Source organism: Pseudomonas parakoreensis (genome assembly GCF_021602155.1).
GTDB classification, from domain to species: domain Bacteria; phylum Pseudomonadota; class Gammaproteobacteria; order Pseudomonadales; family Pseudomonadaceae; genus Aquipseudomonas; species Aquipseudomonas parakoreensis.
In genome coordinates this window covers 1-2,672 of record NZ_BQHY01000045.1, presented here as the reverse complement: position 1 = coordinate 2,672, position 2,672 = coordinate 1, and the positions used below count along the sequence as shown (strand labels likewise).

The following is a 2,672-nucleotide window of genomic DNA, read 5'->3' as shown; positions in this document are numbered from 1 at the left end:
GATGGTGAGCTGCTGCAATACCTGTCGCCGCTGGGGTGGGAGCACATCAATCTGACCGGCGATTATGTCTGGCGGCAGAGCCGCAGGCTGGAGGACGGGAAGTTTCGGCCGCTAAGGCTGCCCGGAAAACCTTAGCGTACGATTTTTTCCGTTTTCTCTATTCGCCCCGTCATGGGCCCAGAGGTGATGGAGAAGGCTGCAACGATTCCAATGTCGCGCAGCCGCTGATATCCGACTCCCAGCGTGCCAGCGATTGCCACGACAGGCACTCCCGCAGCAGAAGCGATGACAGCCACCCCGGCAGGGGTCTTTCCGTACAGCGTCTGTTCATCCAACCTCCCTTCGCCGGTGATCACAAGGTCTGCTCCTTGAACAGCCTGACTCAGTCCAGACAAATCCGCGATCAGTTGAACACCAGGCCGGAATTCCGCATGTAGAAATGCTTTGGCGGCGAACCCGATTCCCCCCGCCGCGCCAGCCCCAGGAAAGTCACGTACGTCTTTCTGAAGAAGCGCGGCCACAATATCGGCATACGTATTCAGAGCCTCATCCAAAGCCAAGACCTGATCAGGCGTTGCACCTTTCTGCGGGCCGAAAACGTGTGAGGCTCCGTGCAGCCCGGTCAATGGATTGTTGACATCACAGGCAACTTCAATCCGGACTTTATGTAGCCTCTCATCGAGTCTGTTCAAGTCGATCTGGCGAAGAGCTTTGAGCGCCAGGCCACCCTCCTCGATCTCATCGCCGGCAGAGTCGAGAAACCTGGCACCAAGCGCTCGCAGCATTCCGGTACCGCCATCATTGGTCGCGCTCCCCCCAAACCCCATGATTATTCGTTGCGCGCCAGCACTCAGGGCTTGCTGGACCAGTTGACCGGTTCCGAAGGTGGAAGCGCGCGTAGCGTCGCGTTCCGCGGCCAGAACCAAGTGAATGCCACTGGCTGCCGCCATTTCAATCACAGCGGTGCGAGACTCGTTAAGCCAGCCCCGAGCTGCTTGGACTTCCGCCCCAAGTGGTCCTTGGACGGTACTGACCCGCCGCTCTCCACCGGTGGCAGCCAGGACGGCGTCGACGGTGCCCTCACCGCCGTCTGCCATGGGCATGCACACGATTTGAGCGTCTGGAGCCGAATCCCGCACTCCTTGAGCAATGGCTGTTCGCGCTGGATGACCTACACCAGGTCACTGAGGAAAGGCTCTACGACCAGCTCATGGAGGAATTCCCGAGCTGGATCAGGGAAGCTTCGGCGAAGGGGATCATCGGCTAGCGGAGCGCCAGAAACCCAAGGAGGTCTTTACTAGAATGTCCTTCAAAACAGATGACCCGCCTTGATGGCGGGTTTTATTTTTTAGGAGCCGTGACCTTGATTACCTGGTTCAGCCAAGGGTGGCTAAGTCCATTGGGGTGATTTCTCGGAACCGCGATGTTCTATCGACGCTCACCACGGCCCCGAATGCCTTCAACGTCGCACCTGGATCTATCGCCTCCAGCCGGCTGAAGTCCAAGGTTTCCCATTGATCACGAGAGATCAGCGCCGAGATTACATACTGATCCCCGATACTCCCCGTTGCCAAATCTGTGCGCTGAATGTACCCGGAAGCAAGGCACTTTTGGATGCCTGGGAGCAAGGCAAAAACCTCCCCAACCACGCGGAAAACGGTGCCGTAGCAAAGTGAGACGAAGTCCTTACGAGTCTGAGCTTCGGACCGGGTTTTAAAGGTGAGCTTGCCATTGCCCCTGGCTTCAGCCGTTCGGTTGGGCACATCCCCTTCATCAGGCAAATCTATGTCCAGAGCAATGCCCGAAACGTCATGCGAGAACTCGTACTCGAGGAGCGTTTCTTTCGGCCAGGCAATGCCGGATAGGACATAGTCGAGGGCACGCTCCATCTGAGCGCTGTATCCCTTTGCGGCAAGTCGAATGGCCTTATCAATGTCGGATCGCGCCTTCTCGTGAGCATCACGTGCAGCGTTCCACTCGACAAGATCTTGCTGGTACTGTGCTTCTAGTTCCTGAGCCTCCTTTTCCATCCTAGAACTCCGCAGGAGCATCTTGTCGAGCAGCCCTGGAGCGTCCGTTGAAGGTCGCCGCGGTTCGTCCAGATCGAATGCCGGTGGTAGCGCCGGCAGAGAACCCGGCCGAGGGGTCATCATATGAGCCGATAGGCACTCATTGAGCGCCTGGTTGATCTTGGCTGCAGCTTTTTCCAGAAGCGCCTGGATCTCGTCACTCTTCTCTACCTTCACCCTCTTCACGATTGCCGGCGGAAGGGGAGCGTCTTCCAAGTCGGTGATAATCAACGAACCATCATCGTCGACTTTGACCTTGATCGGCCCGGAATAGCCTGCCGAGTCTGCAGCAGGGTTTGGCGCGTTCCTTGTCCCCGATCGGTCCAGCCGTTCACGATACGCGAGGCCGGTCCCGGGCAGGCCAGCGTTGAGGTAGGTACCACGCTTGCCCATCGTTAAGCTTAGTCCACGTGGCCCAACAGAGGTGCTGATACCCGACCCGCTGATGTTGAGCCGAACACCAGGCACGATCGTAATTCGTTTGCTGAAGCGAAATCCCATTTCTTCCTCCGAGGTCCTCTGGAAATGCCGGGCTGCTCACTGACAGGCAGAGATCTTGGCCAATCTAAGGCCTATACGTGCGAGTTCAGTGAAGCTGGATAC

General features: G+C 57.7%; 2 protein-coding genes and 1 pseudogene. 1 reads left to right on the top strand and 2 read right to left on the bottom strand.

Annotated features, from left to right (window positions below):
- Window positions 1-167: 167 nt before the first annotated feature.
- A pseudogene (locus L6D63_RS28200) lies at window positions 168-1,154 on the bottom strand (glycerate kinase family protein); the annotation flags it as partial.
- On the opposite strand from L6D63_RS28200, the gene L6D63_RS28685 reads away from it, so the two are divergent.
- Window positions 1,091-1,267 (top strand): VWA domain-containing protein, encoded by a 177-nt coding sequence (locus L6D63_RS28685; RefSeq protein WP_305955039.1) that lies wholly within the window; start codon window positions 1,091-1,093, stop codon window positions 1,265-1,267. The pseudogene L6D63_RS28200 and the gene L6D63_RS28685 overlap by 64 nt on opposite strands.
- 109 nt (window positions 1,268-1,376) lie before the next feature.
- Here L6D63_RS28685 and L6D63_RS28190 read toward each other — a convergent pair whose 3' ends face one another.
- Complete coding sequence (locus L6D63_RS28190) at window positions 1,377-2,570, bottom strand: DUF4236 domain-containing protein (protein WP_023104035.1); 1,194 nt, start codon at window positions 2,568-2,570, stop codon at window positions 1,377-1,379.
- Window positions 2,571-2,672 lie beyond the last annotated feature (102 nt).

Excerpts from the sequence above, each read along its gene's own strand:
- L6D63_RS28190 (WP_023104035.1), bottom strand. The coding sequence starts at position 2,570 with ATGGGATTTCGCTTCAGCAAACGAATTACGATCGTGCCTGGTGTTCGG.